A 26,999-nucleotide genomic window follows, 5' to 3' on the forward strand; every position below is an offset into this window, starting at 1 on the left:
CGTGTTATTTCAAAACGATCGTGTTATTCATGCGAAATTGTGACATTCGCGCCTAACTTGGATCCGTGCTGTACGGAATCCTCGCCGCCGCCTCCGCCCTGTTGCTGACCGCCGTGCTCTCGGCGGCCGTCCGTCTGCCCGCGCTGCGGCTGGGGATCGCCGAGCGGCGCCGGGGGCGGCGGGTGCCGCTGCTCGGCGGTGTCGCGGTGATGGCCGGGGTGGGGGCCGTGGCCTGGGTGGGGGAGTGGAGCGGGGTCGCCCCGCTGGGCCAGGAGGCCGGGCGGCTGATCGTCGTGGGGGCCGGGCTCGGGCTGCTCGGGCTGGTCGGTGATGTGTGGCGGCTGCCGGCGGTGGTGGGGGCGGCGGGGGTGGTCGTCGCCGCCGCGCTGGTGGTGCCGTACCGCGATCTGGGGGTCCTGGGCGGGATGGCCGGGGTCTGCTGGATCGCTCTCGTGGTGCACGGGTTCAAGGGGATGGCCCGGTCGGACGGGGTGCTCGGCGTGGTCGGAGCGGTCACCGCGTTCGCGCTGAGCGGGTGCGCGGCGGCCGAGGTCATGGACGGTCTGGCCACCCTCTTCAGTGTGCTGGCCGCCGCGCTCACCGGGTTCCTGATGCACAACTGGCCGCCCGCGCGCGTCGTGCTCGGCACCTGCGGGGCGCTGTTCGTGGGGTTCGTGCTCGCGGGGGGCGTTCTGCAGGTGTACGCCGTCGGGTACGGCGCCGGCGTCGGGGCGCCCTTCGCCCTCACCGCCGTGGCCACCGCCGACGTGGTCCTCGCGCTGGTCTCGCGGAAACGGGCGGGACGGGAGCTGTGGCGGGGCGGGCCGGACCATCTCGCGCACCGGCTGCGGCGGATCGGGCTCACGCCGCCGGGGGCGGTGGTCGTGCTCGGGGTGTGCGCGGCGGGTTCCACGGGGGTCGGGCTCGCCATCCACATGCTGTGGACGGAGCCGCGGTTCGCCTGGTGGGTGGCGGGGGCGACCGGGGTGGTGGTCCTGGGGATGCTCTTCGTGCCGACCGGTGCGCCCCGGCCGGCGCCCGCGGCCCCCGCGACCCGGGCCGGCCGCTCGGTCCCGGCCGCCGCGACCGAGGTCCGCCGTCCGCCGGCCACGGCCGCCCGGCCCGTCCCCACGGGGGTCCATCGTGCCCGGCCCATTCCGAGCGGGCGGGCGCCCGCTCCGTCGTCCCGGCCCCGGCGGTTCCGCGAGCAGGAGGCGGCGGAACTGGGGCGGAGGGGGTGGGTGGGGTAGGGCGACACCCACCCTCGTACTCTCATTTCCCCAGGTCAGCCCTCGGTTGCGTATAAGCAAAACATAAGAGTTGAGCCTCCTCGACTCAGCTCTGTTGACCCATCGGGGGGCGTCATGCACACTTGAGTCCGTTCCACTCAAGTCATTGCTGGAGGAATTGAAATGGCACGTGCGGTCGGCATCGACCTGGGCACGACTAACTCCGTCGTCAGCGTTCTTGAAGGCGGCGAGCCCACCGTCATCACCAACGCAGAGGGCGCCAGGACCACGCCGTCCGTCGTCGCCTTCGCCAAGAACGGCGAGGTGCTCGTCGGCGAGGTCGCCAAGCGCCAGGCGGTCACGAACGTGGACCGGACCATCCGGTCGGTCAAGCGTCACATGGGTACGGACTGGAAGATCGAGCTCGACGGGAAGCACTTCAACCCGCAGCAGATGAGCGCCTTCATCCTGCAGAAGCTGAAGCGCGACGCCGAGGCCTACCTGGGCGAGAAGGTCGCGGACGCGGTCATCACCGTCCCGGCGTACTTCAACGACTCGGAGCGGCAGGCCACCAAGGAGGCCGGTGAGATCGCGGGCCTCAACGTCCTGCGCATCGTCAACGAGCCCACCGCCGCCGCCCTCGCCTACGGCCTGGACAAGGACGACCAGACGATCCTCGTCTTCGACCTCGGTGGCGGCACCTTCGACGTGTCGCTCCTGGAGATCGGTGACGGCGTCGTCGAGGTGAAGGCCACCAACGGCGACAACCACCTCGGTGGTGACGACTGGGACCAGCGTGTCGTCGACTACCTGGTGCAGCAGTTCCGCGCCGGCCACGGTGTGGACCTCGCCAAGGACAAGATGGCCCTCCAGCGCCTCCGCGAGGCCGCCGAGAAGGCCAAGATCGAGCTGTCCTCGTCCACCGAGACCTCGATCAACCTGCCCTACATCACGGCCTCCGCCGAGGGCCCGCTGCACCTGGACGAGAAGCTCACCCGCGCCCAGTTCCAGCAGCTGACGGCCGACCTGCTGGAGCGCTGCAAGACGCCGTTCCACAACGTCATCAAGGACGCCGGGATCGCCCTCTCCGAGATCGACCACGTCGTTCTCGTCGGCGGCTCCACCCGTATGCCCGCCGTCGCCGAACTGGTCAAGGAACTGACCGGCGGCAACGAGGCCAACAAGGGCGTCAACCCGGACGAGGTCGTCGCCATCGGCGCCGCCCTCCAGGCCGGTGTCCTCAAGGGTGAGGTCAAGGACGTCCTGCTCCTCGACGTCACCCCGCTGTCCCTCGGTATCGAGACCAAGGGCGGCATCATGACCAAGCTCATCGAGCGGAACACGACGATCCCGACCAAGCGGTCCGAGATCTTCACCACCGCCGAGGACAACCAGCCGTCCGTGCAGATCCAGGTCTACCAGGGCGAGCGCGAGATCGCGGCGTACAACAAGAAGCTCGGGATGTTCGAGCTGACCGGTCTGCCGCCCGCCCCGCGCGGTGTCCCGCAGATCGAGGTCGCCTTCGACATCGACGCCAACGGCATCATGCACGTGACCGCGAAGGACCTGGGCACGGGCAAGGAGCAGAAGATGACCGTCACCGGCGGCTCCTCGCTGCCGAAGGACGAGGTCGACCGGATGCGCCAGGAGGCCGAGAAGTACGCGGAGGAGGACCACGCCCGCCGCGAGGCCGCCGAGACCCGCAACCAGGGCGAGCAGCTGGTCTACCAGACCGAGAAGTTCCTCAAGGACAACGAGGACAAGGTCCCCGGTGACATCAAGACCGAGGTCGAGGCGTCCGTCGCCGAGCTGAAGGACGTGCTCAAGGGCGAGGACACCGCCGAGATCCGCACCGCCACCGAGAAGGTCGCGGCCGTCTCGCAGAAGCTCGGCCAGGCCCTGTACGCCGACGCCCAGGCCGCGCAGGCCGCGGGCGGCGAGGCCGGCCCCGGCGCCGGTGACGCCAAGGCGGACGACGACGTCGTCGACGCCGAGATCGTCGACGAGGACCGTGACCGCAAGGACGGTGCCGCGTGACGGAGGAGACCCCGGGCTTCGACGAGCAGCAGCCGCAGTCGGCTCAGCCGCAGCAGCCTGATGTCCCCTCCGGCTCGAACGACGCCGAGCCGAAGGCCGCCCCCCAGGAGGGGGCGGCCCCGGCCGGGGACGCGGCAGCGGCGGCCCAGGTGGCCGGTCTGACGGCACAGCTGGACCAGGTGCGTACGGCGCTCGGTGAGCGCACGACGGACCTCCAGCGCCTCCAGGCCGAGTACCAGAACTACCGTCGCCGGGTGGAGCGCGACCGGATCACGGTCAAGGAGATCGCCATCGCGAACCTCCTGACCGAACTCCTGCCCGTACTCGACGACATCGGCCGCGCGCGGGAGCACAGCGAACTGGTCGGCGGCTTCAAGTCCGTCGCGGAGTCGCTGGAGACCGTCGCGGCGAAGATGGGACTCATGCAGTTCGGCAAGGAGGGCGAGCCCTTCGACCCGACGATCCACGAGGCCCTGATGCACAGCTACGCGCCCGACGTCACCGAGACGACGTGCGTGGCGATTCTCCAGCCGGGGTATCGCATCGGCGAGCGCACCATCCGCCCCGCGCGGGTGGCCGTGGCCGAGCCGCAGCCGGGGGCGCAGACCGTCAAGGCCGAGGGCTCCGAGGAGCAGACGGCGGCGGCCGACGACAAGGAGAGCGGTGGCCCGGACGAGGGCTGACGCCGACGGCGTACACGGTGGCGTGCACGGTGAGTGGAAGGAGGGACGTCGCGGATGAGTACCAAGGACTTCATCGAGAAGGACTACTACAAGGTCCTCGGCGTCCCCAAGGACGCCACCGAGGCCGAGATCAAGAAGGCGTACCGCAAGCTCGCCCGCGAGTTCCACCCGGACGCCAACAAGGGGAACACCAAGGCCGAGGAGCGCTTCAAGGAGATCTCCGAGGCCAACGACATCCTCGGTGACCCCAAGAAGCGCAAGGAGTACGACGAGGCCCGCGCCCTCTTCGGCAACGGCGGCTTCCGCCCCGGACCCGGCGCCGGCGGCGGCTCGTTCAACTTCGACCTGGGCGACCTCTTCGGCGGCGGCGCCCAGGGCCAGCAGGGCGCGGGCGGCTTCGGCGGGGGCATCGGCGATGTCTTCGGCGGCCTGTTCAACCGGGGCAGCTCCGGCACCACCCGGGTGCAGCCCCGGCGCGGCCAGGACATCGAGTCCGAGGTCACGCTGAGCTTCACCGAGGCCATCGAGGGCGCCACCGTGCCCCTGCGGATGTCCTCGCAGTCGCCCTGCAAGGCCTGTTCGGGCACCGGCGACGCCAACGGCACCCCCCGGGTGTGCCCGACGTGCGTCGGCACCGGGCAGGTCGCGCGGGGCTCCGGCGGCGGTTTCTCCCTGACCGACCCCTGCCCGGACTGCAAGGGCCGCGGACTGATCGCCGAGCACGCCTGCGACATCTGCAAGGGCTCGGGCCGCGCCAAGTCCTCCCGCACCATGCAGGTCAGGATCCCGGCGGGCGTCTCCGACGGCCAGCGGATCCGGCTGCGCGGCAAGGGCGCCCCCGGTGAACGGGGCGGCCCGGCGGGCGACCTGTACGTCGTCGTCCATGTCGACCCGCACCCGGTGTTCGGCCGCAAGGACGACAACCTCACGGTGACCGTCCCGGTGACCTATCCCGAGGCGGCCCTCGGCGGAGAGGTCCGGGTCCCGACCCTGGGCGGACCGCCGGTCACCCTGAAACTGCCTCCGGGCACCCCCAACGGCCGTACGATGCGGGCCCGGGGCAAGGGCGCCTTCCGCAAGGACGGCACCCGCGGGGACCTGCTGATCACGGTCGAGGTGAGTGTCCCGCAGGACCTGTCGGGGAAGGCTCGTGACGCGCTGGAGGCGTATCGCGAGGCGACCGCGGGCGAGGACCCGCGAGCGGAGCTGTTCCAGGCCGCGAAGGGAGCATGAATGTGATGGACGGCCGCCGTAGACAGAATCCACTGGGTCGGGCGTACGAGCTGACGGAAGAGACACCGGTGTACGTCATCTCGGTGGCCGCCCAGCTCTCCGGTCTGCACCCGCAGACCCTGCGCCAGTACGACCGTCTCGGCCTGGTCTCCCCGGACCGCACCGCCGGGCGCGGCCGTCGCTACTCGGCCCGTGACATCGAACTGCTGCGCACCGTCCAGCAGTTGTCGCAGGACGAGGGCATCAACCTGGCCGGCATCAAGCGCATCATCGAGCTGGAGAACCAGGTCGCCGCGCTCCAGTCCCGGGTCGCCGAGATGGAGGCCGCCCTCGACGGCGCCGCCGCGGCCATGCGCCAGCGCGAGGCCGCGGTCCACGCCTCCTACCGGCGTGACCTGGTGCCGTATCAGGAAGTGCAGCAGAGCAGCGCGTTGGTGGTGTGGCGGCCGAAGGGGCGGCAGCCAACCGCGGACTGACCGCCCGAACGTCCGAAGTACGCGCGGGGCCCGGAGGTTCACCTGAACCTCCGGGCCCCGCGCGTAGCTGAAACGACCAGCCCTCCTGATCCGATTCAGCGTTCCTCGCGGTCCGTCACCGAAAGCCGCCGCCCTGGTGTCCGGGCTGGTTCGGCGGAGTGACCGGGGTCCGGCCGGCCGGAGGCTGCGACTGAGGTGGCGGGGACGGCCACGCGGGCTGGTGAGGCGTGGGCGGGTACGGCTGCTGGGGTGTCACCGGGGGCTGGATGGACGTGTGCGGCTGATGCTGCGGTACGGACGCTCGCTCGGCGGGGGCGGGGCTGTGCTGCTGCGGGGGTGTGTCGACTTGGGGAAACGGCTGGGTACTGACCCGGTCGAGCAGGACGATGTTCGGGTTGCAGTCCCCGGCGTGCACCTGCACGGCCCCGCCCGCCTGTCGCTCCACCACCAGCAGGCTGAACTCGGCGAGAGCCTGGAGCTGTGTGGGTTCGAGGGCGTACTCGTAGACGCGCTGCCGCCCGGTGGCCAGGCTGGTGCTGTCGCTCTCACCCGTTGTGCGGGTCGTGGACTCGTTCGTGCCGTGCGTGACGGTGGTGGAGACGCCGGACGTCGTGCTGTGACTGCGGCCGGAGTTGGTGGAACTCGCCACCGAGAGCGGGTTGAAGGCGCCCTGATAGGTGGAGGAGCTGTTCCGGCCCCGGGTGACGGAACTGCTCTGGGTCGTGCCCCTGCTCGTGGACGAGCCGAGCGTGCTGGCGATGGACGTGTTGACGGTCCGCCCTTCCGTGTCCGTCAGGGTGTGCAGGACGAAGGAGTGGTGACGGCCCATGAAGTCGGCGGCGATCATGGCCTCCTGATGGTTTCCGAGCCGCATGAAGCCGACTGTGCCACCGCCGATCAGCTGCTCTCCCGCGTCCCTCAAGTGTGCGTGCACAAAGGTGAGTTGAGCGCCGTGCCGCTCGCAGACCTGAGCCAGCTGTTCGAGATGGCGCCGCTGCAGACCCTGCTCACCGAGAGCCACGATCACGGACGGGGCGGCCTCCTCGAAGGAGGACAGCCTCCGCATCACGCTCTGCACGGCCAGGTCGGCCAGCAGCTCCGTGCTCGCCGAGCCGGCCCCGGGGTCGAGAGCGACACAGGTGAGATATCCCGGACCGCGCCCCCCGCGCGCCGTGCCCAGTTCCACCAGTGGATCCACGAAGGACACCAGCCGGAACAGGCTGTCCCGTATCTGGTCCTTGTTCTTGTCGCTGAACAGGTCGTCCGCGATGATGTTGCGCTCGTCCCTGCTCAGCACCTTGGTGTCGTCGTCCTCACCGATCAGCACACGCAGCCCGGCGCCCAGCCGGGCCAGGGAGACGTCGGCGCCCAGCACGCCGCACACCTGCGTGAGAACCCGGGCGTAGACGGCCCGCTCGGCCCGGCCGGACTCGGCGTTGTCACCGTTCATGGCCTCGACCAGGGCCTGCACCAGCTCGTGCGGTGCGAGGGCGCTGACGATGCCGCTTTCCGCCATCCGGCTGGGCAGCAACTGCACATCCACGGGCAGACCGCAGACTTCGGCGAGCACGGACAGCTCGCGGCAGATCAGGGCCTGTGTCAGGTCCAGCACGATCAACGGCCGGTGGCGCAGAGTCGAGGTGCCGAAGACCGAGAGGAAGCCCTCGCGGCCGCGCTGGCTGCCCCCGAAGATGTCCAGCCGCCGGGTGTCCGGGTCGTAGGGGAGTGTGCCCCAGGCGTCCATGCCGCCGATCCACTGCTGCTGATGGCTCTCGTGGAACTGCCGACGCTGGTGCCAGGACTGCCACGCGTGCTGGAAACGCTGTTCCTGTGTGGTCTTCTGCGCCGCGCGGGCGCGGGTGGCGGAGCGCAACTGCCATGAGGCGTAGGCCAGGTGAGCGGCCCCGAAGGCGATCACGGCCGCACTGATCGCGTTCACGGCGGGGCCGACAAGGAGGCTCAGCAGATAGCACACCACCGCGGCACTGACACCGAAGGCGAGCGCGGACCGCAGGCGGGCCTTGCGGCTGAGCCGGGCGGCCTCCACGCGGGTGTCGTACTCGGCAGGCAACTCCTCACGCTCGGGCTCGGGCTCGACGAAGGGCTGACGCAACGACTCGGGGTCGCGGTGGATCCAGCCGAGGCGCTGGCCGGGGTCGAAGAGGCGCTGATAACGGCCGAGAGGTCCCGACTCGGTGCTTACGACGGTCATGAGTGGGGCTCCCGGCCGGTCAGGCGACAGAGGTCTCGGGCGCGCAGGCGCCAATGGAACAGTGGATGCGTGGACATGAGCCCGGCCGGGACACCCTCATCGGGCGAGGGCGGCAGAAGATACGCCTGTGTTGATTGAACTCGCCTCCATGCCCGCCGAAGCGGAGAGCCAGCTGATGATCCACAGCCGGGACATGCTGCACGAAAGCACGTTCCCAGTCCAGCGATGGTGCCCGGAGCGACGTCACAGTTGCAAGGCTTGGCCCTCGGCGCGCGCGACTCTAAGGTGTAGGCGCAAGATCGACAACAGGGGGGGAAGTTGCCAACAAAGCCGCTCGTGCACGAGCCTGCCCAACTGAAGGATCCCGCCCTTTCTTTCGCGCTGCCGGACATCTCCGGCAGCGACTTCAAGCCGTACGGAAGCGGGCCCGCGTATGCGCGTCCCGTACGCCCGACCCGTTACTGCTGCTACGCGATCCGCGGGCAGCGGGCGGGAGGGGTCTGATCCCATGGACCACACGGCTTCCGGCGGCACGTGGCAGCGTTTCGCCGGCATGGAGACCTGTCTGCTGCGCGAGGTCCCTCGCGGGCGGCCTGCCGAGGACCGGGCCCCCGGGTCCGGCGACGACCTGCACGCGCAGCGGCTCGCCGCGCTGATCTCCGCCCATCACACACGGCGGTTCCATGACCCGGCAGGCGGCGCGGTGTTCGTCGGGTGGGCACGCCGGGCGGTGGACCGGCCGATCGACGTCCTGATCGGGGGGAGCGCGCTGCTCGGCGGCCGGGCGGACGCGGACGGCGGCGATACGGCTCTCCTGCGGCTCCCCGCCGGAGCGCGCGGACTCGTCGTGCCGACGGGGGCGGCGGCCTCCCTGCTCGCGGAGTTCCCCCACTGGAGCGTCGTCGAGGGCGTGACCGACGGGCTTCTCGTGGACGACGCGGTCAATGCCACGGGAGCGGCCAACGCCACGGGGCCGGGTGCCGCCCGCCTGCGGCCCACCCTGGAGGACTGTCTCCTCGGGGTATGGCAGGAACCCTTCGCCTGGCTGGTGTTCGCCGAGCCGGTGGCCGACGCCGATCTCCATGAACTCACCGGTGATGTCGCCGACGAGCAGCGCAGGGCCCAGTCCAAGGCGGACGGTTCGCCCGAGTACGCCATCGCGGCGGCCCGGTTGGAACGCCGGCACAAGGAACTCGCCAAGGCGTCGGCCACCGGACTGTGGAGCATCCGGCTGCTGGCGGGAGGACGTACGGCGGAGGAGGCGACCCGGGTGGCCGCGCTGGTCTGCGCATCGGCGGACCTGGAGGGCCTGCCGTACGCGCTCCGCCCGACCGGACGGGTCGCGGACCTGGCCTCGGCGCTCGGCGGAGTCCTCCCCGCTCCCGAGCAGTACCCCTTCCACGCCGGTTCCGACCTGCTCGCGACACTGGCCCGGCCGCCCGCCCAGGAGATACCCGGCGTACGGTTCGCCCTGCGGCCGGAGTTCGACGTCACTCCGGAGACCACCGGGCGACCCGCTGCCCCCGACGCTCCGGCGCCGGTCAGCCTCGGCTCGGTGCTCGACCGCAACCGCAGGCCCGTGGGCGACCTGGAGCTGACCCGTTCCACCCTCAACCGGCACACCTTCGTGTGCGGGGCGACCGGCGGCGGCAAGTCCCAGACCGTGCGGGGTCTGTTGGAGGCGGCCACTCAGGTGGGCATCCCCTGGCTGGTGGTGGAGCCGGCCAAGGCCGAGTACCGGTTCATGTCGGCCCGGCTCGGCGACACGAGCGAGGTCGTCGTCATCAAACCCGGCGACCCCGACGCGCTACCGGCCGGCCTGAACCCCCTGGAGCCCTCGGCGTACGCGAACGGCGAGCGCTTCCCCCTCCAGACGCATCTCGACATGGTGCGCGCGCTGTTCCTGGCCTCCTTCGACCCGCAGGAGCCGTTCCCGCAGGTCCTCAGTGCCGCACTGACCCGCTGCTACGAGGACCTGGGCTGGGACCTCACCCTCGGCGAACCGCTCGTCCCCGGCACCGAACCGCGCTATCCCACGTTGGAGGACCTGGAGCACATGGCCCTGCGCGTCGTGACGGACATCGGCTACGGCAAGGAGGTCGCCGACAACGTCCAGGGCTTCATCAAGATCCGCCTCGCCAGCCTGCGGCTCGGCACGACGGGGCGCTTCCTGGAGGGAGGCCGTCCGCTCGACTTCGGTGAACTGCTGCGCCGCAACGTCGTCTTCGAGATCGAGGACGTCGGTGACGACAAGGACAAGGCGTTCCTGATGGGCACGATCCTCATCCGCCTCGTCGAGTACCTGCGCATGGAACAGCGCGTCACGCGCCGACTCTCCTTTCCCCTGCGCCACTTGAGCGTCTTCGAGGAGGCGCACCGGCTGCTCCGCCGCGTGGAGGAGGGCGGCGCGGGTGCGCACGCCGTGGAGATGTTCGCGGGTCTGCTGGCCGAGATCCGGGCATACGGCGAAGGGTTGATCATCGCCGACCAGATCCCCTCCAAGCTCCTTCCCGACGTCATCAAGAACACCGCGGCCAAGGTCGTCCACCGCCTCCCCGCCCAGGACGACCGCGAGGCGGTCGGCGCGACCATGAACATCACGCCGGCCCAGTCCGAGTACCTGGTCACCCTTCGGCCGGGCGAGGCGGCGGTCTTCACGGACGGCATGGACTACCCGCTGCTGGTGCGTATGCGGGACGGGACGGCCCGCGAGGACGCGGGCGCGATCCGCCCGGCGTCGGCGGCCACACTGACGGGCGATCGCAGCCGCACGTGCGGCCCCTGCTGCACACCGGATCCGTGCACCCTGCGTGATCTGCGCAGGGCCCAGCGGCTGATGGACCAGCCCGAACTCCGGATCGCGTTGTGGGCGGAGATGGCGGTCGCGGCGCATCTGCTCGGGTGGACCACGCCACTGCCGGGCGAGGTTGTGCGGCGGGCCCTGGAGCCGCACCGGGGCCGTCTCCTGGACTGCGCGATCGGCCAGGCCGTCGACCGCGCCGTACACAGCCGAGTGGGCGCGCCCGCGGCCCCGGAGGCACTGGCCGAACACGTGGCCGCGATGATGCGCGCCCAACTCGACGGACAGGATCCATGTCCGGTGGCGGAGCCGCGATTCAAGGCGGCGAAGGGTACGGGCACCAGGGCCTACTACCACGGACGCCTCGCGACGCCGTCCGTGCTGGAACGGATCGTCGGGTGTGCGGATCCTTCGGAGAGGTGGTCCGAGCAGTTCTCCCGAGTCCTCACCTGCTTCGAACGGGTACCGAGGCGGACGCGGGGTGACCGGCCGGTCATGAGCAGGGGGCACGAAGTGACCGTCGACATCAAGGGGTCCGGGGCGTGAGTGAGCTTCAAGGGGCCGACCGTTCGCCCGCGCCGGAGGCGGCCCCCCGGCCGTGGGAGTCGGCGGACACCGCCGCACCGCCGGAACCGGAGACCGCGGAGTCCTTCCCCGACTCGGGTGACGACACGCTTGGTGGCCAGCCACTGGAACCAGGCGAACCCGCTGAACCGGAGGAGCCCGCGGAGCCCTGGGAACCTGCGGAGTGGGGGCAGCCGGAGGAGTCGACGGAGTCTGCAGAGCCGTCGGAGCCCAACGGGCCTGAGGCTTCGGAGGAGCCAGAGGAGCCAGAGGAGCCAGAGGAGTCGACGCAGTCCGCAGAGCCGGCGGAGCCCAACGGGCCTGAGGCTTCTAACGATCAGAACGATCAGAACGATCAGAACGATCAGAAGGATCAGGAGGAGCCGGAGGGCCCCAAAGAGTCCGAAGACTCGGAGGATCTTGAAGAGCCGGAGGCGACGGAGGAGTTCGCAGATCCGGAGGAGCCCGCGGAACCTGAGGACCTGGCAGATCCGGAGGAGCCACAGGGCTTCGAGGAGCCGGAAGTTCCCGGGGAGTCGGAGAACACGGAGAACTCGGAGGACCCGGAGGAGTTCGCAGTCCCAGAGGAGCCTGAGGAACTGGAGGCGGAAGGCCCTTCGGAGCCGGAGCCGGAGGAACACACGGAGCATGACGCCGCTGACGGTGATGACGCCGCTGACGATGCAGACGGGCTCGCCTCAGTGGACGGAGAGCCGGAGTCGGCCGATTCCCCGGACGGTGAGCAGGGGACGGAGGACACCGAAGAGGGCGGCTCGGTGGAGCCCAGCGACTCCGGTGACACCATTCAGGAGACCGTCGATCGACCTCCCCTCGCGAACATGCGTTTCGACAAGGGCTTTGAGATCAAGGGCCTGACATATGGGGACCCGATCAACGAGAACCCCGCGGGCAAGGTGCCGCTCTTCGACGGACCGCCCACGCGGGAGCAGACCGCACAAGGCCGGTTGGGCGACTGCGGTGTCATCGCGTCGATCGGAGCCGTGGCCGGCCACAGACCCGAGGTGATCACGAACGCTGTTCAGGAAAATTCCGATGGCACCTACACGGTCTCGCTGTACGGCGCGGCTTTCGGCGCGGACGGCATCTGCCGAGCCACGGAACGACGGATCGAACTTCTCGTCAAGCCCGACCTGCCCATTGTCGAGGGCAACCCGAGCACGCCGGTCTTCGCGGCGTTGAGAGGTTCCGCGTGGGGCGCGGTACTGGAGAAGTCGATGGCCGGTGTCGACCAGACATGGGAAGACGGTCGCAGGAGCGGATGGGAGACGATCTGGCAGGCGAACCCCAAGTCCGGAGCCTCCGACGGCCCCATCCCGGCCGGCTACGAGCGGCTCAACCAGGGCCTCGACCAGTGGGGCCAGGCCGAGATACTCACTCAGCTCACGGGCAAGGACAGCGCCGTGTACCGATTCCCCCAGGGCGCGGACGCAGACACCGCGCTGGAGAGCCAGCTACGGCAGCGACTCGCGGACGGCAAGCCGATCCTGGCCGCAACGCGTCCGCTCGACACGGAGGCGGGGGAGCAGGCACTGCCGAACAATCTGGTCGCCGGGCACGTGTACGAGGTGGTCGGTGCGGAGGACGGCTTCGTGCGTCTGCGGAACCCGTGGAACATGGCTCACCCGGAGCCGGTGAAGGCCGAGGAGTTCATCGAGAGCTGCAGCTACAAAGGGTGGGGCTACTACGCCACGCTCGCGTAACTCACCTTGGCGAACAAGGGCGTATCCGGACGTACCGGAACATGCGGAAGTATCCAGCGCACGGAGAGAGGGAAAGAAGAGATGCAGGACGAGTTGGTCATTCACTCCGGACAGGTCACCACCACAGTCGGAGGTGGCCGTATCGGTGGGTTGAGCAGTGCTCCCCCCACCGGATCGGAACGGGCCGAGGCGAGGCTCGCCATCAGTGAGGTGGACGGCACGGAACGATATGAGCAGCTTCACGTGGGCGACACCTTCGAGGTGGACGGCGAGGCATGGCGCCTCACGGACATCCGGTACTCGAGTGCCGGGCAGTGGGCGGTCGTGGCCGTACCGGCGGTTTCGGCTCTCCCCGACGCATGAGCCGAGGCGGTTCGACGGCGCGGGACCGGTCCGACTTCAGGTGATCTGCACACCTGTCACACATCAGCCGGACGACGGAATGCCGATCCTGGTGGGAAACCGGGAGGCGGACGCGGAACTGGCGAGGTGACACTGCTCCCGCGGGGCACCGCTCCGAAGCCATCGAGAACGCCGTCCCCGCGCTGGAGGTGCACCTGCGGCGGCAGCTCGCGGACAGCAGAACGATCTTGGCCGGTGATCGGTGAAGGGCGGCCAGGGCATGCGGACAACCCGGAAAACACTCCCGCTCGGAGTATGTGGAGAGGAGATTCGTATGACACGGGACAAGTTGGTGATCCGCTCCGGGCAGCTCACGAGGACCGAAGAGGGAAAAGTCGGAGGGGTGAGCAGCGCATCGGCCACCGAGTCGCGACCTGCCCGCGTGAAGCTGGCGGTTGTCGACGCCGACGGCACGGAACACAAGGAGCGCCTGGGGCTGGACGACACCTTCCCCGTGGGCTCGGAGACCTGGCGCTTGATGGACGTCACGCACTTCGCCGACGGCAGGTGGGCGGCCGTGGCGGTCCCGCAGACGTAGCCGTCTCGATCACTGTGCCCGAGGATTCCACCTCCCCGGAGACACCCGACGCATGACGTGGCCATGATCACCGGCCGGGTCGCGGGGCCGATCGGGAAGGTGCCCCGTGGTCGGCGCCGGGTCGCTGAACCAAGGGGCCGGGGACAGCGTCTCACCAGGGGAAACGCGTACATCGGTGTCGGGGAGGCGCACATGGCCATGGTCGGACTGTTCTGGATCGCCGAGGACGGCGGGGTGTACGTCGGGGCGCGGCCGGAGGGGTACGGGTACGGGGTGCGGCTGACGCGGGACTGGGTGGAGGCGCTCGGGACCGACCAGAGCGCCGTGTGGGGCTGGTCGGAGATCCGGTCGGTCGCCGTGCGGTACGTACGGATCAGGTCCGGCGCCAGGCTGCTCGCCACCACGGCCGTCGACCTCGCCCTCAACGCCGTCGCGGGGGGTGGTGACGCCGCGGCTGCGTTCGAGGTGCACCTGGAGACCGCCGACAGGACCGTCGAGCTGAACGCACAGCTGGCCGCTTCCCTCGGCGGCTACGTCCAGTCCGAGTACGACCTCTCCGTCGCCCTGCTGGAGCGCCTGGCGGCGGGTACGGCGGAGGTCGACACCCTCGCGGAGTGGGGCCGCGTCCACGCCGCCGAGGGGACCCCGCGGCGCGAGGTGCGGGAGGCCCTGCTGCGGACGTGGGCGACCGGGGACTGAGCCGCGAGCCGGCGCGTGCCGTGCGGGGGCGGCTGGTCGAGGAGCGTGGGCGGCTGCCGCTCATCGAGGACCGGGCCCCGCATGAGGTCCGCGTTCACGTGAGGTCCGCCACCCGGCGCGTACGTCCCGTCGAGCGGTGGTGCTGACCGACACCGTGGGGACGGCGCTGATCCCGGACGCCGTCGAGCCCGGCCCTCGCCCTGGCCATGTCCGACCCGTCGGCGATCGGCCACCCCGCTGACCTGCGGCCCGCACCTCCAGGACTTCCGCCCGCACCACTACGAACCCCCTTCGTCCTCAACCCCCGCCCGTACGGCACCCCTTGATGACGCGGCGGAGTCGGCGACAGCCGCCGGCCCCCGTTCCGTGAAGGCCGAGCGGCGACAGCGGGGGCCCTTTGCTTTACCCTCTTCACACCGAGACCACACAAGGCTGTTGTCATCTCGTTAAGTGATTAGTCCTTGACGCTGAGGTGATCACCGCGTTGGCTTTCAGCCACCTGGGTCGCAGTTGCTGCACCCACGCCCGGAAGGCCCTTGATGTGAACGCCCGTACCACCCGCACCACCCCCAGCACTCGTATACGTCGTCGCACCACCGCTCTGCGCCGGACCGCCACCGCCCTCGCCGCCTCGGCCGCGGCCGTCTCCCTCGCCTCCTGCGGGGTCGTGGACGTCGGCGACAGCGCGGAGGCGAGCCCCACGAAGGGCGACGACATCACGGTGGGCGTGCTGTTCCCCGACAAGGACACCAAGCGCTACGAGCAGTTCGACTACCCCAACATCAAGAAGAAGATCGCCGAGCTCACGGACAACAAGGGCGTCACCAAGTACGCCAACGCGGAGAAGGACCCGGAGACCCAGAACACCCAGATGGAACAGATGGTGGCCGACAAGGTCGACATCATCATCGTGGACGCCGTCGACTCCAAGAAGATCGCCCCCGCCGTGCAGACCGCGGACGACGCGGGTATCCCGGTCATCGCGTACGACCGGCTGGCCGAGGGCCCGATCGACGGCTATGTCTCCTTCGACAACGAGCTGGTCGGACAGGTGCAGGGCCGCTCGCTGGTGGAGGACCTGGGCGACAGCGCCGCCAACAAGATCGTCATGATGAACGGGTCGCTCTCCGACCCGAACGCCGCGATGTTCAAGGAGGGCGCGCTCTCCGAGCTGCAGGACAAGGTGACGATCTCCGAGTCGTTCGACACCAAGGACTGGGACCCCAAGGTCGCCAAGGTCAACATGGAGGACGCCGTCGCCAAGCTGGGCGCCGACAACATCGACGCCGTCTACGCGGCGAACGACGGTATCGCCGGCGCGGTCATCGACGTGCTGAAGACCGCCGGTGTCTCCAAGGTGCCGCCGGTCACCGGGCAGGACGCCGACCTGGACGCCGTGCAGCGGATCCTCACGGGCGACCAGTACATGACCGTGTACAAGTCCTTCCCGACGCAGGCCGCCGCGGCCGCCGAGATGGCCGTCGCCAAGGTCCAGGGCCGCTCGATCGAGTTCGACGCCCTGGCCAAGGACAGCATCGACTCGCCGACCACCAAGAAGATCCCGGCCCAGCTGGTGCCCCCGGTCGCGCTGACCAAGTCCAACATCAAGGACACGGTCGTCGCCGACGGCATCTACACCGTCAAGCAGATCTGCACCGCCGACTTCAAGTCCGCCTGCGACGCGGCCAAGCTGGACTGACCCCCGGCCCCCGCCTCCACGCCCCCTCGGCCCGGCAGGGCCACCGCCGGACCGGACCTCGGCCCGGCGGCCCACCCTGCCGGGCCGAACCGTTTCTCCATGGTCTAGGGTGACTGTTTGTCATGTCGTGATCACGGGGGACGACTGTCGCTTGTCTCGGAGCAGTTGGGACAGCCGTACGCGAGGTAGTCGCGTAGTGCGTCGTGCCCTTCCGCTCGCCGAGATCCCAGAGGAACCCTCCTTGCGCACCCCCGCCCGGCCGGACCGGCCCCGCCACCGTCGCCGCATGCCCGCCGCCCTCACCTCGTCCGCCTGCGCCCTGCTGCTCGCCCTCACCGTCTCCGCCTGCGGCGACGACGACGGTGGGATGCTGCCCTTGGCCAAGGACGCGAAGGCGGTCGCCCTCTTCCTGGACGAGCACGTCGGATGCCAGGACACCGACTACTACGTGGGCGACGATCTGCAGGAGTTCCGCGCCGAGATCAGCTACGCGGTCGACAGCGCCGGTGAGTGCGACGTCAGCGAGAACACCGACATGGACTTCGTGCACTTCTCCAGGCTGGGTGACTTCCAGAAGGACGTGGTGAACTCCGAGATCGTCGACGACACCGGCCTGATGGTCGGCATGACCTTCGCCGTCGACGCCGACGACGACAAGGCCGCCGAGGCCCTCCTCGACGCCGGCCTCCTCTACCTCGTCTGCGACCCGGGCGTGGACATACCGAGCACCTACCGGCAGGACGAGGGCGAGGCGGGCTGCGTCCTCACGGACTACGCCCGGCAGGACGAGGAGGAGAACTACTAGGCCTCCACCAGGCCTCCACCAGGCCGTGTCCGCGAAGTCCCGTCGTCCGCCCGGAGGGCGGGCCGCGAGGCAGCCCTCCGGGCGACGGAGGGAATCGTCGGGCAGCCCTAGGGACCAGGCCGGACGCCCTTCAGGACACGGTCGAGTGCCGCCCGGCCCAAGGGCCCCCAGTGCGGCTTGCCGCCGGGCAGGCCCCGGTCTCCGTTCTGCCCCATGAGCATCAGGAAGAGGCACTTCATGGCGGCCAGCCCCCGGGCGCGCCGGATCGCCGCCCCGTCCGCGTGCGCGTACACGTCGAAGAACCGCGCGGCCGTCCCCGCGGGGAGCAGCACCCATGCGGCGGCGAGGTCCCACGCCGGGTCGCCCGCGAAGATGTCGCCGAAGTCGACGACGCCGGAGAGCGTCCCGTCCGAGACGACGACGTTCGCGGGGTGGAGGTCGCCGTGCACCCACACCGCCGGTCCCTCCCACGCGGGGGCCGCGACGGCGTCGTCCCAGACGGCCCGGACCCCGGCCGGGACGGCGCCGGGGTCCACGGCTCCCATGAAGCGCTCGAAGCCCTCCGTGCACTCCTTGGGATGGGCACCGCGGTCCCGGGCGACCGGCGCGTCGGCGGGCGCCTCCACATGGAGCGCCCGCAGGAAACCCGCCAGCGTGTCGGCCGCGTGGTCGCCGCGGCTGATCGAGCCGTGGTCCAGCGGCTCGCCGGGGACCCATGTCATCACGGTCCAGTGCTTGGGGAAGCGCGCGGACGGCTCGCCGCACCGCACCGGGGTCGGCACCGGGAGGGGAAGGCGCGGAGCCAGCACGGGGAGCCACCGCCGCTCGTTGAGCTGGAGCTCCGGGGTCGGGTCCATCCGCTGCATGCGTACGGCCAACTCGTCCCCGAGACGCCACATCTGGTTGCCCCACCCGCCCGCCACCTCACGGACGGCCAGCCCCGCGAGGTCCGGATGCTGTTCCCGCAGCAGGTCGCGGACCAGGCCGGCGGTGATCTCGATCTCGGTGTCGGTCATACGAAGTCACAGTACCCAGGCGGCAGTCGGAGCGGTTCTCGCGCGCCCGGGTGCGCGGATGCCGCCGGGTGCGGGGCCCGGAAGGCGGTGAGCGGGCGAAGAGGGAAGGCAAGCCCTGGGTCGCCGTCGCCCACCGGTTCTCGATGACACACGAACGCTCAGGACGGCAACCGGACGTCGCGCTCCAGCACCGGCCCTGTCCTCGAAGGACCGGCACGACCTGCACGCGTCCGCGAGATACGCCGCACCAGGTCTGGTCCGCCCTGAACCGCAATGCGCCCGTTCCATGGGCCGCAGCGTCGGCCGTACCGGCGCACGGGAGGTCCTGACCTCACCAGGCCGCTCAGGCATCTCCCTGATCATCAGTAACTTTCCGACACCTTGCGGGACGACCGTGAGGGAACGACGGCATCCGCCACCCCGCGATCGGGTGGGAGACCCCCCGCCGGGTGGATTCTCGTGGAGATCACCGGCGGGCAGAGTGATGTCCGCAGGGATCGCACGGAACGAGCCGTGCGGACGGCTCTGTCTCGTCCACCGCGGGGGCGGCCGGAGCATCCGGAGAGAGGAAAGATTCTGTGAACGTCACCATCGCAAGGCGTCTGGGAGTCGGCATCGTCGCCGCCCTGGCGTTCGGCACGGCCGCGCCGGCCATGGCCTACGAGATCGGGCCGCACGCGTACGACGGCGAGCTCAGGTTCTGGACCGAGGGCACCCCGGACCGCGGCATCATGAACATCAAGGACACGGGTGAGGACCACTGGGTCAAGGCGGAGTACTACCGTGTGGCTCACGCGGACGACAAGCTCACCCTGTGGAACAAGGACGGCCCGAACGGCCCGGCCGACAACGACGGCAACCGGGGCACGGTGGAGAGCGGCGAGCACTCCGAGATCTTCAAGGCGCGGGGCACGGTGTCGCGCAACAACCTGCCCGACTATCACACCTCGTGGTTCACGGACTGACCCCGTGACGCGCGGGACGAGGGATCGGTCCCGGCGATTCTGATTCCTCGAGTCCGATCTGACCGAGAGGCCGACAGTGCCTCTCGGTCAGACGTGTTCGCCGTCCGCGCCGCCCTGTCACTTTTCCCCCTTCTGCCCTTCGATCGAGGGAGCCTCGTGTGACCCCACCCTCCACCCAGCCCGTCCTGCGTCTGAGTGACGTCGTCTACGGGGTATCCGAACGACGACTGCTCGCGGGCGCCGATCTCACCGTGCCGGCCGGCCGCTCCGTTTCCGTGATGGGGCCGTCCGGCAGTGGGAAGTCCACGCTGCTGATGTGCCTCATGGGACTGATACGTCCCGAGTCGGGCCTGGTCGAGGTCATGGGCGAGGACCTCGCCCGGATGTCGTCCCGGGCCCTGGCCACGCACCGGCGTCGGCACATCGGCATGGTGTTCCAGTTCGGGGAGTTACTGCCCGAACTCACGCCGGTGGAGAACGTGATGATCGCGAGCCTGCTGTCCGGGGATCCGGTCACCGCCGCCCGCTCCCGCGCAGAGGAACTCCTCGACGGCCTGGGAGTACCGCTGGGCACGGCCACCCAGGATCTCTCCGGGGGCGAGCGCCAGCGCGTCGCCGTCGCCCGTGCCCTGGTGAACACTCCGGAACTGCTGTTGGCGGACGAGCCGACCGGCTCCCTCGACGGGGACCACCGGGGGGCCGTCGCGGACCTGTTGTTCAGGACGCCCCGTGACCACGGATGTGCCCTGGTCGTGGTCACGCACGATCCGGTGGTGGCGAGCCGCGCGGACATGCGACTGCATCTCGACGAAGGCCGACTGGTCCCGGCTGAGGAGGTCCGGTGAGCGGGGGTGGGCTGCGTCGGCAGCTGCTGCGCATGGGCCGGGCCGCCTCCTGGACCGCCGAGGCGGGCCGGATCCGCTTCTTCGCGTTGTTCGCGGCGACCGCGGTGGCGGTTCTCGCTGTCTGCGGACACCTCCTCGCTTCTGCCTCTTTCGACGGCCGGGCCGAGCGCAGTGCGGCCCGGTGGCCTCAGGTCACCGAGACCGGAACGGGCGAACTGCTGTGGAAGGCGACGGTCGCGACCGTCACCGACCGGCAGTACGACGTGGTCTACATCGAGCCCCGTACCGCCGACGCTCCGCTGCCGCCCGGCCTTGACCGATGGCCCCGGCCCGGCGAGGCCGTCCTCTCACCGGCGCTCATGGCCGCCCATCCCGAGGTACGACACGAGTACGGCGAACCCGTGGGAACGATCGCTGTCGCCGGACTGGAGGCGCCCGGCGAGTACTTCGTCTACGTGCGACCGTCCGCCGAGCGCCTCGACCCCGCATCGATGGCCGAGGTGACGGGTTTCGGCGTGACCTGGTCGCCACCTCTCGGTGAGCATCTGTACAACTTTGGTCCCGGAGAGTTCCGTTGGGCCTATTTGGCGCTGTTCGGCCTGCCCGCCGCGCTGTTCGTCGTGATCGCGGCCCGGGTGGGCGCTGCGGCGCGTGACCGGCGTACCGCGGTTCTCACTGCTCTCGGAGCGTCCACCGGTGCGCGTGCCTGGTTCACCGTGGGAGAGGCCGTCGTTCCCGTCACTCTCGGTGGACTGCTGGGGGTCCTGGCGGTCGCCCCCGTGCTCGCTGTCGACATTCCGTTGCCCCTGGTCGACTTCGTGCTCCACCGACCCGATGCCCGTGCCGCGTTCGGTGCCCTGGCCGTTGCCGCCCTCGCGGTTCCGTTCGCGGTGCTGGCCGCCGTGGTGCTGCTCCAGCCGCCCTACCGGCCCGGCCGGTCGACCCGGCCGGCCGTGGCGCGACGGCGTCGGGAATGGACGCTGTGGCTGTTCCCCATCGCCCTGTTCGGCACGGTCCAGGGCACCGGCCTGGCCCCGTACGACCTGCGGCTGCCCGTGCTGGCGACCGGATCCGTCATCACCATCGCGCTGCTTCCCGGAGTGGTCGGGGCGGTGGTTGCGGCGACCGGCCCGGCGATGGCGCGGGTCGGGGCGGCGCGCGGCCGGATCGGCATGCTGATCTCCGGGCGCCGACTCGCGGCCGGGGCGCGCCCGGTCGCGCGACTGGTCGCCGCGGTGGTGATCGCGATCGGGCTGGCTGCCCAGGGACAGATCGCCATCAGCCTCTTCACGGAGATGAGCGACCGCGTCGACGCCATGGAGAACCACCTGGGCACCAGCGTGCTGCGGGTCTCGACCACGATGGACACGCGATCGGCGGACATGACCGCCTTCGAGCGTGAGCTGGGCTCAGGGACCGGAGTGTTCGCCGTACGGCAGGACCTGCACAAGGGCCGGATGGATCTCGTGGCCCCCTGCGTGGTGTGGCGAGGGCTGGATCTCCCCTGCCCCGAGACGGCCACCGAGCTGCGCACCGCACGGCACCCCGGCCTCGCGCAAGCCGTGGAGCTGGAGAGGTCGGTGGGGGTGAGGCTGTACGCCGTGACGGGGGACGCCGGCGAGGCCGTACGGACGACCGAGGACCCGATCCTGATGGTTCTCGCCGACGATGGCCGGGAGTTGTCGACGGCAGGGGTGCACCGGGCCGCGAACGAGTATCTGGCGATGGCGACGAAGGTGACCGTCTTCGCCGCGGCCGGCACGCTCGGTGGGAGCGGCGAGGGAGTAGCCGCGCGGCAGTGGCTCGAACTGCTCTCCGTTGCCGGGGTGCTGGTCATCGTGGTGGTGGCGGGCATCGGGTCCGTCGCCCAATTCGTGCGTGCGGGACGTGAGTTGGGGCCGGTCTCCGTGCTGACCGGTGACAGCCGGGTGTACTACGCGGTCTCTGTGTGGTCCCTGCTGGCACCCGTCGTCTTCGCGGTGTGTGCGGCGGTCGCCGTGACCTGGTTCGTGACCACGCCTCTCATGGCCGGCTCGGCGAGTCGGCTGTCCGCGCTGTCCGCGGTGGGTGGCGCGGGACTGCTCTGCGCCGCGGCGATGGCGTGGTGGGGTGCCCGTACGGCGGCGGCCACAGGCTCTGTCTGGCGCCCGCGCAACGACTGACATCGCAGCCGTGGGCTGAGGTCCCGCGCTTGTTGGGCAGGGCCCTCAGCTCTCATCGTCGGTACGGATGAGGCATCGCCGCGCCGCTCGGCCGGAATCCGGTTCCCCTGCTGGCGGCCGTGTGGGAAAGGCCGGCCCGGGCCTCCGCGTCGGCTGTGGCGCTCGCGCCGACTCGGGCACCGGGTTCGGCGGAGATGCCTGCCTGGGCATCCGTTCCGGTGGAACAGCCGCTGTCCGCCTGCCAGGCGATACGGGCGGCTTGGACGCGGTTGTCGACCCCCAGTTTCGCGTAGATGGCACGGATGTGGTCCTTGACGGTGTGTCCGCTGATGTTCAGCGTGTCGGCTGTCTCCGCGTTCGCGACGCCCTTCTCCAGGAATCGCAGGATCTCCCTCTCACGAGGGCTGAGTAAGGCCACCAGCTTCAGCGCGGTGACCGTTTCCTCGGCCGGCCGGTCGGGCCTCGTGAGGCGGGCGGTCACGAATGCCGCGGCAGTGGGCGCGAGCGCGAGACCGCCCGCGGCGGCGGCCCGCACCGCCCAGTGCAGATGGCTGACGGAGTCCTCGCGGAGGAGGATTCCGTTGGCGCCGCGGCGCAGCAGCATCCTGGTGGTCTGTTCCGTCAGATGACTGACCAGCACGATGCTCGGCAGGGCCGGGGCCGTCGCGCGCAGCATGCTCAGTGCCTCGCTCGGGCTGTCGTGGATGGTGACGAGCAGGTTCGGCCTGGACGTCCGTACCAGGAGCGACGACTGGTCGGCCGGTCCCTCGCCGACGACCCGGATGCGCTCGTCCTCCTCCAGAACGCGCCGAACTCCCGCCCGTTCCAGTGACACACGCCCGATCACTCCCACATGCAGCATGTTCGTCCCCCTCGATTTCGCGGCATCTGGAGAACCTGCCTGACGCGGAGCCGCCGTCCGACCAGTCGCTCGCCGACGTCCTGGACGTCACAAGGCCCTCCCGCGGAGGGGTGCGCACGCGCATACCTCACCGGGCGTTCGGTCTCCATGAGTTCACTCACCCTGCACGGCATGTACACCTCACCGCTATCTTCAGCTTGTTGCAGGGCGAACTGCCTGAGGGGTGGATCTAACGGCGAATACCATCCGGTATCAGGTCATTGTGATGGATCCGCCGTGTTGCGGTGCCGGTGCGGGCCGCGCATAGTTGCGCTGCGAACAGGTCGGAACCGGGGGTGAATTGGGCGATGGCCGGGCACACGACCGAAAAGCATCCGCATGGTGCCGACCGGCTCTGCGCGGCCGGGGACCGTGTGTACTCCAGAGCGGTACGGCGGGGCCGCGTCCCGCGCGAGGACGCCGACGCCGTGCCCTGCCTCCTCGAACTCGCCCTGCTGCACCCCGACCCCGACGACATGGGCTGGCTGATCCCGACCTCCCCGCAGGAGGTCATGACCCGGCTGCTGCGCGGCGTCCACGCGGAGGTCAGCGCCAGCCAGGCCCGGATGGGCGCGGCGGTGGACGCCGTCGAGTGGTACGCGGGCCTCGGCAGCTCCCGGGCCCGGCAGCCGGGGGAGAGCAGCGCGATCCGGGTGCTCGACGGGCTGGCCCGGATCCGCGCGGCGATCGACGAGGCCACCGACCGCTGTGCGACCGAGGTGCTGACCGTGCAGCCGGGCGGCATCCGGCGCGAGGACGAGCTGCGTGAGGGGCTGCACCGGGCGCTGGCGATGTGCCGGCGGGGCGTGCGGATGCGGGACCTGTACACGCATGTGGCCCGGCACGGGCAGGGCCTGCACAACTACATGGAGCTGATGGGGGAGTCGGCGGAGGCCCGCACCCTGGACGAGGTCGTGGAGCGCCTCATCGTCTTCGACCGTACGGTGGCCTTCATCCCCGCCAACAGCGACCGCACCATGGCCCTGGAGATCCGTCACCCCGCGCTGGTGGAGTACCTGGTCACGGTCTTCGAACGCCTCTGGCGCCTCGCCGTCCCGCTGGCCGCGTCCCTCCCCTCGACCGGCGTCGCGGGCATCACCCACCGGGAGCGGTCCATCGCCGCGCTGCTCGCGGAGGGGCATCAGGACGCGGTGGTCGCCGAGCGCCTCGGCATCAGCGTCCGCACCTGCCGGGCCCACATCGCCCGCCTCTCCGAACGCCTCGGCGCGGCCAGCCGCACCCAGCTCGGCGTCCGCATAGCCGAGGCCGGCCTCGAAGGCCCGCCCCGCACCACCCCACCGGACGACCTCCCCGCCCTTCCCTCCCCTACGCTCCCGGTCCCCGCTCCAGAATCCCCGACCGCCCGATGAGGTAGCCGAGCTGGGCCCGGCTCTCACTGCCGAGCAGTGAGGCGAGTTTGGCGATGTGGACGCGGGCGGTGCGGATGTTGAGGCCGAGGCGGTCGGCTATGACGGCGTCGGTGTGGCCTTCGACGAGGAGGGTGGCTATGGCGCGTTGGCGGGGGGTGACGCCGTCGATGACAGGGAGCTGGACCGCGTCGGGGTACATGGGCGTCGCCAGGTGCCAGAAGCGGTCGAAGGTCGTGGCGAAGAACGAGATCAGCGTGGGGTGGCGGACCTCCAGGGCCAAGGTCCGCTCGGTGTCCGCCGGTATGAAGGCCACCGTGCGGTCGAGGAGGATGAGGCGGTCGGTGACCTGGTCCAGGGTGCGTGCCTCGGCGTCGCCACGCAGTTGTTCGTAGCGGGTCGCGATGAGCGGGGAGTGCCGGAGAGTGTGTGGGTAGAGAGCACGGATGCGGCAGCCCCGGGACAGCATGGCTTGGTCGCGTCCGAGGGAACCGGCCTGGCCATCTTGGCCGCGTCGGCCGTGTTGGTGGGTGTGTGGCTGGATGCAGAACATTTCCCGAGTCGCCTCGGCCATGGCTTCGGTGATGGCGGCGTTGATCTGCCCGACGCCACTGAGCAGGGTGACCGCAGGGGTACCGGTGTCGGACACTGCCGTGTGCGTGTCCGCCAGCCGCAGCAGCGGCTCGAAGGCCGCCGTCAGCCGTTCCTCCCGGCGCCGCTCCTCGGCGACCCGGTCCTCGATGCCGCGCAGCAGCCGGTGCAGGGCGGTCACGGGGGCGGCCGGCTCCAGCCGGTGCGGGGTCCCGATGGCCGGGTGCAGCAGACCGATGTCGATCAGGCAAGGCGCGGCGGCGGTTTCCTCGGCGGCTACGCCGCCTTCCCGCAGCGCCCGTGCGTAGAGCGCCGCGCCGGCCTCACACAGCTCGTCGGCCGCGTGCCCGTGGGGCTCAGCGGTCACCTGTGGCTCGCTTCCCACATCAGTCGGCTTCCTGCTCCAGCAGCCCCGACTGGGCGATGAGATAGCCGAGCTGCGCCCTGCTGCCGCTGCCCAGCGCGGTCGCCAGCTTCGCTATATGGGCGCGGCAGGTGCGGACGTTCATCCCGAGGCGGCGGGCGATGGCCTCGTCGACGTGGCCCTCGACGAGCAGCTTGGCTATGGAGTGCTGGATGTCGGTGATGCCGTCGGGGGCGGTTTCGTAGGGGGCGCCGGCGGTGAGGGGGACGGCGCGGGACCACATGAACTCGAACACCTTGATCAGGTAGCGGACCAGACCGGGGTGGCGGAGTTCCAGAGCGACCTGCCGGTCGTCGCGGGTGGGGATGAAGGCCACCGTCTCGTCGCACACGATGAGGCGTTCGACCAGCTCGTCGATGGTGCGTATCTCCACCTTGCCGGCCACCTGATCCACGTACGCCAGATTGGCGGGACTGTAGCGGGCGGTGTGCTGGTAGAGCGTCCGGATGCTGACGCCGCGTTCGAGCAGCGGTCGGTCCCGCTCCAGCCCCTGGACGATCCTGCGCTCGGGGCGGTTGGTGCTCGGCTGGACCGTGAGCATCTGGCTCTGGCACTGGGACGTGGCCAGGTCGAGTGCCGCGTTGATCCGGTCGCTTCCCTCCAGCACGGTGATCGAATGGGTGTCGCTGGCCACCCGGGCGCTGAGGGCCATGAACGGCTCGAAGGTCTCCGCCAGTTCGGTGGTCAGCCGCCGACGCTCGGTGATCTCACGTTCCAGCGGGTGCAGCCGCTGAGCCAAGGCGGCCGACGGAGGAATGGGGCGCAGCCAGTTCGCATCGTCGAGATCTGGCTGAAGCAGGCCGAACTCCATCAGACATGGAGCCGTCTCCACATCCGCACGGTCGATACGTCCCGCGCGAAGAGCATTCGCATAGAGACGGCTGCCGTCCTCGCACAGTTCGGTCACCGTGTGAGGATGTGTCCCTTTGGTCCAGCTTGTTGCCAAATCTCCACCCCCCAGGGTCCTGAACATGCAGGAACATGATGCACCGATTATGTGGCCATGACGTGCCCGAATGAGCCATCGTCGTACACGACGGGGGAAGAGGGGACCTTCAAGTGAGGACGAAGCCGACTATGCGTAAGGGATTGCTTCGCTCGGTGCTTGTCGCCGCCTTCTCCGCCGTTATGGCCTTCGGAGTGGTGAGTGTGCACTCCGCTGCGAAGAGCGACGCGCCTGCGGACAGCTATTGGGGTGGGGCGGTGGTGCAGATGGACACCGTCGTGCCCGGCGACAGTATCTGGCCATTGGCGCCACAGGGTTCGGACGAGACTGTGCAGGCATGACATGACGACTCCTCCCGACGACCGTTCCTTCCGCCGCGAGATGGCCACCGCCTATCGCTCCGGTTGGCACTTCATCGACCTGGCCACCGCCATCCCCCACAGCGGTGACTCGTTGATGGTGACCGTGTTCGGCGAACCGGTGGTGGTGACGCGGGACGAGGACGAGGACATCCGGGCGTACCGGTGTCTGCGGCGACCGCGCGGCGCGCCGCAGCCAGTGCGGTGTGCCGTTCGGTACGGGATGGTCTTCGTCAATCTCGACCAGCGCGACCACCGGCTCGCCGAGCCGGAGACCACGGCCTCCACGGCCGTCTCAGCCACCCCCCGCAGTGCCTGAAGCGAT

General features: G+C 70.1%; 22 protein-coding genes. 17 read left to right on the forward strand and 5 right to left on the reverse strand.

The window, feature by feature from the left end; genetic code table 11:
• Positions 1 to 65 precede the first annotated feature (65 nt).
• The 5 genes from J8M51_RS35240 (at position 66) to J8M51_RS35260 (ending at position 5,658) form a co-directional block, all read left to right on the forward strand.
• On the forward strand, positions 66 to 1,250 hold the full coding sequence (locus J8M51_RS35240) for an MraY family glycosyltransferase (protein WP_267299760.1): 1,185 nt from the start codon (positions 66 to 68) through the stop codon (positions 1,248 to 1,250).
• Between the two features lie 162 nt (positions 1,251 to 1,412).
• Positions 1,413 to 3,266 (forward strand): molecular chaperone DnaK, encoded by a 1,854-nt coding sequence (gene dnaK / locus J8M51_RS35245; protein WP_216591614.1) that lies wholly within the window; start codon positions 1,413 to 1,415, stop codon positions 3,264 to 3,266.
• Positions 3,263 to 3,949, forward strand: a complete 687-nt coding sequence (gene grpE / locus J8M51_RS35250; protein WP_086757774.1) for a nucleotide exchange factor GrpE — start codon at positions 3,263 to 3,265, stop codon at positions 3,947 to 3,949. Before dnaK ends, grpE begins: the two co-directional genes overlap by 4 nt.
• Positions 3,950 to 4,003: 54 nt before the next feature.
• Positions 4,004 to 5,182 carry a molecular chaperone DnaJ gene (gene dnaJ / locus J8M51_RS35255; protein ID WP_086757772.1) on the forward strand — a complete coding sequence of 393 codons (1,179 nt, stop codon included), beginning with the start codon at positions 4,004 to 4,006 and terminating at the stop codon, positions 5,180 to 5,182.
• Positions 5,179 to 5,658: a heat shock protein transcriptional repressor HspR gene (locus J8M51_RS35260; protein WP_398857537.1), complete on the forward strand. Its 480-nt coding sequence runs from the start codon at positions 5,179 to 5,181 to the stop codon at positions 5,656 to 5,658. The genes dnaJ and J8M51_RS35260 overlap by 4 nt, the downstream gene beginning before the upstream one ends.
• Positions 5,659 to 5,773: 115 nt before the next feature.
• Here J8M51_RS35260 and J8M51_RS35265 read toward each other — a convergent pair whose 3' ends face one another.
• A complete protein-coding gene (locus J8M51_RS35265; RefSeq protein ID WP_086757769.1) occupies positions 5,774 to 7,870 on the reverse strand; it encodes a hypothetical protein in 2,097 nt (698 codons plus the stop codon).
• A gap of 508 nt (positions 7,871 to 8,378) precedes the next feature.
• Between J8M51_RS35265 and J8M51_RS35270 the strand changes: the two genes are divergently transcribed.
• From J8M51_RS35270 to J8M51_RS35300, 7 genes are all read left to right on the forward strand, one after another.
• A complete protein-coding gene (locus J8M51_RS35270) occupies positions 8,379 to 11,216 on the forward strand; it encodes an ATP-binding protein (RefSeq protein WP_107473756.1) in 2,838 nt (945 codons plus the stop codon).
• The gene (locus J8M51_RS35275; protein WP_086757768.1) at positions 11,213 to 12,955 is read left to right on the forward strand and encodes a C2 family cysteine protease; all 1,743 of its coding nucleotides are present in this window, start codon (positions 11,213 to 11,215) and stop codon (positions 12,953 to 12,955) included. Before J8M51_RS35270 ends, J8M51_RS35275 begins: the two co-directional genes overlap by 4 nt.
• 81 nt (positions 12,956 to 13,036) lie before the next feature.
• Complete coding sequence (locus J8M51_RS35280; protein ID WP_086757766.1) at positions 13,037 to 13,318, forward strand: DUF6406 domain-containing protein; 282 nt, start codon at positions 13,037 to 13,039, stop codon at positions 13,316 to 13,318.
• 313 nt (positions 13,319 to 13,631) lie between these two features.
• On the forward strand, positions 13,632 to 13,895 hold the full coding sequence (locus J8M51_RS35285; RefSeq protein ID WP_086757764.1) for a DUF6406 domain-containing protein: 264 nt from the start codon (positions 13,632 to 13,634) through the stop codon (positions 13,893 to 13,895).
• Between the two features lie 192 nt (positions 13,896 to 14,087).
• Positions 14,088 to 14,594, forward strand: coding sequence for a hypothetical protein (locus tag J8M51_RS35290; protein WP_086757762.1), 507 nt, complete (start codon positions 14,088 to 14,090; stop codon positions 14,592 to 14,594).
• A gap of 541 nt (positions 14,595 to 15,135) precedes the next feature.
• On the forward strand, positions 15,136 to 16,293 hold the full coding sequence (locus J8M51_RS35295) for a sugar ABC transporter substrate-binding protein (protein ID WP_086757760.1): 1,158 nt from the start codon (positions 15,136 to 15,138) through the stop codon (positions 16,291 to 16,293).
• Positions 16,294 to 16,579: 286 nt separating this feature from the next.
• Entirely contained in the window at positions 16,580 to 17,098 is a 519-nt protein-coding gene (locus J8M51_RS35300; RefSeq protein ID WP_216588455.1) for a hypothetical protein, read from the forward strand.
• 107 nt (positions 17,099 to 17,205) lie between these two features.
• On the opposite strand, the gene J8M51_RS35305 is transcribed toward J8M51_RS35300, so the two are convergent.
• A complete protein-coding gene (locus tag J8M51_RS35305; RefSeq protein WP_086763378.1) occupies positions 17,206 to 18,114 on the reverse strand; it encodes an aminoglycoside phosphotransferase family protein in 909 nt (302 codons plus the stop codon).
• A 578-nt stretch (positions 18,115 to 18,692) separates the two neighbouring features.
• Here J8M51_RS35305 and J8M51_RS35310 point away from each other — a divergent pair.
• The 3 genes from J8M51_RS35310 to J8M51_RS35320 all read left to right on the forward strand — a co-directional run bounded on the left by J8M51_RS35310 (position 18,693) and on the right by J8M51_RS35320 (position 22,086).
• The gene (locus tag J8M51_RS35310) at positions 18,693 to 19,079 is read left to right on the forward strand and encodes a hypothetical protein (RefSeq protein ID WP_086763376.1); all 387 of its coding nucleotides are present in this window, start codon (positions 18,693 to 18,695) and stop codon (positions 19,077 to 19,079) included.
• A gap of 158 nt (positions 19,080 to 19,237) precedes the next feature.
• A complete protein-coding gene (locus J8M51_RS35315) occupies positions 19,238 to 19,924 on the forward strand; it encodes an ABC transporter ATP-binding protein (protein WP_086763374.1) in 687 nt (228 codons plus the stop codon).
• Positions 19,921 to 22,086 (forward strand): ABC transporter permease family protein, encoded by a 2,166-nt coding sequence (locus tag J8M51_RS35320; RefSeq protein WP_267299761.1) that lies wholly within the window; start codon positions 19,921 to 19,923, stop codon positions 22,084 to 22,086. The genes J8M51_RS35315 and J8M51_RS35320 overlap by 4 nt, the downstream gene beginning before the upstream one ends.
• Before the next feature lie 52 nt (positions 22,087 to 22,138).
• Here J8M51_RS35320 and J8M51_RS35325 read toward each other — a convergent pair whose 3' ends face one another.
• The gene (locus J8M51_RS35325) at positions 22,139 to 22,948 is read right to left on the reverse strand and encodes a response regulator transcription factor (RefSeq protein ID WP_086763818.1); all 810 of its coding nucleotides are present in this window, start codon (positions 22,946 to 22,948) and stop codon (positions 22,139 to 22,141) included.
• A 347-nt stretch (positions 22,949 to 23,295) separates the two neighbouring features.
• Here J8M51_RS35325 and J8M51_RS35330 point away from each other — a divergent pair, with 347 nt between their 5' ends.
• Positions 23,296 to 24,357, forward strand: coding sequence for a helix-turn-helix transcriptional regulator (locus tag J8M51_RS35330; protein WP_267299762.1), 1,062 nt, complete (start codon positions 23,296 to 23,298; stop codon positions 24,355 to 24,357).
• Here J8M51_RS35330 and J8M51_RS35335 read toward each other — a convergent pair.
• Together J8M51_RS35335 and J8M51_RS35340 are read right to left on the reverse strand one after the other, a co-directional pair.
• Positions 24,314 to 25,312 carry a helix-turn-helix transcriptional regulator gene (locus J8M51_RS35335; protein ID WP_267299763.1) on the reverse strand — a complete coding sequence of 333 codons (999 nt, stop codon included), beginning with the start codon at positions 25,310 to 25,312 and terminating at the stop codon, positions 24,314 to 24,316. The two genes, J8M51_RS35330 and J8M51_RS35335, sit on opposite strands and share 44 nt — an antisense overlap.
• A 19-nt stretch (positions 25,313 to 25,331) precedes the next feature.
• Complete coding sequence (locus J8M51_RS35340; RefSeq protein ID WP_256965155.1) at positions 25,332 to 26,342, reverse strand: helix-turn-helix transcriptional regulator; 1,011 nt, start codon at positions 26,340 to 26,342, stop codon at positions 25,332 to 25,334.
• Between the two features lie 315 nt (positions 26,343 to 26,657).
• On the opposite strand from J8M51_RS35340, the gene J8M51_RS35345 reads away from it, so the two are divergent.
• Positions 26,658 to 26,993 carry a Rieske (2Fe-2S) protein gene (locus J8M51_RS35345; protein WP_086757438.1) on the forward strand — a complete coding sequence of 112 codons (336 nt, stop codon included), beginning with the start codon at positions 26,658 to 26,660 and terminating at the stop codon, positions 26,991 to 26,993.
• Positions 26,994 to 26,999 lie beyond the last annotated feature (6 nt).

Source organism: Streptomyces griseiscabiei, from assembly GCF_020010925.1.
GTDB classification, from domain to species: Bacteria; Actinomycetota; Actinomycetes; order Streptomycetales; family Streptomycetaceae; genus Streptomyces; species Streptomyces griseiscabiei.

What these genes read in the sequence shown, in the direction of transcription:
- J8M51_RS35330 (WP_267299762.1), top strand. Translation starts at nt 23,296, where the DNA reads ATGGCCGGGCACACGACCGAAAAGCATCCGCATGGTGCCGACCGGCTC.
- J8M51_RS35340 (WP_256965155.1), bottom strand. Translation starts at nt 26,342, where the DNA reads ATGTTCAGGACCCTGGGGGGTGGAGATTTGGCAACAAGCTGGACCAAA.
- J8M51_RS35325 (WP_086763818.1), bottom strand. Translation starts at nt 22,948, where the DNA reads ATGCTGCATGTGGGAGTGATCGGGCGTGTGTCACTGGAACGGGCGGGA.
- J8M51_RS35260 (WP_398857537.1), top strand. Translation starts at nt 5,179, where the DNA reads ATGAATGTGATGGACGGCCGCCGTAGACAGAATCCACTGGGTCGGGCG.
- J8M51_RS35345 (WP_086757438.1), top strand. Translation starts at nt 26,658, where the DNA reads ATGACGACTCCTCCCGACGACCGTTCCTTCCGCCGCGAGATGGCCACC.
- J8M51_RS35300 (WP_216588455.1), top strand. Translation starts at nt 16,580, where the DNA reads ATGCCCGCCGCCCTCACCTCGTCCGCCTGCGCCCTGCTGCTCGCCCTC.
- J8M51_RS35285 (WP_086757764.1), top strand. Translation starts at nt 13,632, where the DNA reads ATGACACGGGACAAGTTGGTGATCCGCTCCGGGCAGCTCACGAGGACC.
- J8M51_RS35280 (WP_086757766.1), top strand. Translation starts at nt 13,037, where the DNA reads ATGCAGGACGAGTTGGTCATTCACTCCGGACAGGTCACCACCACAGTC.
- dnaK (WP_216591614.1), top strand. Translation starts at nt 1,413, where the DNA reads ATGGCACGTGCGGTCGGCATCGACCTGGGCACGACTAACTCCGTCGTC.
- J8M51_RS35270 (WP_107473756.1), top strand. Translation starts at nt 8,379, where the DNA reads ATGGACCACACGGCTTCCGGCGGCACGTGGCAGCGTTTCGCCGGCATG.
- dnaJ (WP_086757772.1), top strand. Translation starts at nt 4,004, where the DNA reads ATGAGTACCAAGGACTTCATCGAGAAGGACTACTACAAGGTCCTCGGC.
- J8M51_RS35305 (WP_086763378.1), bottom strand. Translation starts at nt 18,114, where the DNA reads ATGACCGACACCGAGATCGAGATCACCGCCGGCCTGGTCCGCGACCTG.
- J8M51_RS35290 (WP_086757762.1), top strand. Translation starts at nt 14,088, where the DNA reads ATGGCCATGGTCGGACTGTTCTGGATCGCCGAGGACGGCGGGGTGTAC.
- J8M51_RS35265 (WP_086757769.1), bottom strand. Translation starts at nt 7,870, where the DNA reads ATGACCGTCGTAAGCACCGAGTCGGGACCTCTCGGCCGTTATCAGCGC.